Genomic DNA, 675 nt, shown 5'->3' with positions numbered 1-675 from the left:
ACTTTAAACTTTGAAAAGTACTCGTCCATTAACTCTTCAACATCATCTTGATCTAATTTCACATCAAAATGAATATTTGATTCTTCAGTGTATGTATCATATTTTTTACGTCTAAACATATAAACGCCACTGCGGCGAGTCACAAGATCAATTACTTGTTTAGCTATATCATCAGTTACCATATTTTATCATCACCTCTGGCTATCATATTGTAGTCACGGATTGAGAGATAAACGATTTGGTAAACATCAGAGATTAGAATCAACTCACCGATCAGGGGAATAGTACGACCTATAAATGTACTGATTTGTGACACCATTCTTCTTTTTACTGTCCAAGGGGTGTAGCCCCCAATCCACGTCGGTAACTGTATCCCGAATGGGAATTTGGCCTGCTTGAATACTGCCCTAACTTTTTGCGAAGCTCTCGATGTGCCTTTAAGAGCAGTTCTGGGCTTGCCTCGTGTTGTCTGGTTGTTCACGCCGCTGTATAACGCAACTAACGCACCAAAATCACCGAAACCAAATTGATCAGCTGTGTTCTCACAAAAGATCATAAAAAGCATCTCACCAGCAGTTAAATTTGACTTACCCGCATAAAAGTAAGTTCCATTTAGTTCTTCAACCGTATCCATACCTTCCCCTTTTACGTGACGTCTAAAGAGTATACAACTGA

The 675-nt window shown here is 39.3% G+C and carries 2 protein-coding genes; both read right to left on the bottom strand.

Features of this window, described 5'->3' with window-relative positions; translation table 11 throughout:
- On the bottom strand, positions 1-182 hold a 182-nt coding region (locus J1785_RS00520; RefSeq protein WP_217218546.1), incomplete at its 3' end, for a DUF1493 family protein.
- Entirely contained in the window at positions 176-634 is a 459-nt protein-coding gene (locus J1785_RS00515) for an STM2901 family protein (protein WP_217218547.1), read from the bottom strand. The genes J1785_RS00515 and J1785_RS00520, both read right to left, overlap by 7 nt.
- Between the last annotated feature and the right edge of the window lie 41 nt (positions 635-675).

It is taken from the genome of Rahnella perminowiae, assembly GCF_019049755.1.
GTDB classification, from domain to species: domain Bacteria; phylum Pseudomonadota; class Gammaproteobacteria; order Enterobacterales; family Enterobacteriaceae; genus Rahnella; species Rahnella perminowiae.
Note: the sequence above shows the minus strand (reverse complement) of the source record. Positions and strands in the feature narration are given on the sequence as shown.